The organism is Cupriavidus basilensis OR16, assembly GCF_000243095.1.
Taxonomy (GTDB): Bacteria; Pseudomonadota; Gammaproteobacteria; order Burkholderiales; family Burkholderiaceae; genus Cupriavidus; species Cupriavidus basilensis_D.
In genome coordinates this window covers 1-382 of record NZ_AHJE01000217.1, presented here as the reverse complement: position 1 = coordinate 382, position 382 = coordinate 1, and the positions used below count along the sequence as shown (strand labels likewise).

Here is a 382-nt window from a genome sequence, read left to right as displayed (position 1 = left end):
TTTTGCCTACTTTTTTGGCAAGACAAAAAAGTAGGTCGCCTCCCCGCAGGGGAGGTGAAACTGCTGTTGAAGTTGCAGTTAAGTCATTGAATTTGAAGCTGATTTTGTGGTTGTGGCTGAAGTTGCAGTTGCAGTTGCCCAACCCCCCCCCCCCCCCTCACCCCCTCCCCATTCACTTCCTCACCAACCTCAACTTAGTAATCTCCGACGGCGCCCCAAACCGCTTAGGCGGCCCCCAATACCCGGTCCCCCTGCTCACATACACCCACATCGCCTCATGCCGGTTCAACCCGGCGGTATAAGGCTGCTGCATCGGCACGAACAGGTTCCAGGGCCAGAACTGGCCGCCGTGCGTATGTCCGGAAAGCTGCAGGTCGAAGCC

Annotated in this window: 1 pseudogene; it reads right to left on the bottom strand. The window is 57.1% G+C overall.

Annotated features, from left to right (window positions below):
* Positions 1-172 precede the first annotated feature (172 nt).
* Positions 173-382 (bottom strand): annotated as a pseudogene (locus OR16_RS46995) (metallophosphoesterase); the annotation flags it as partial.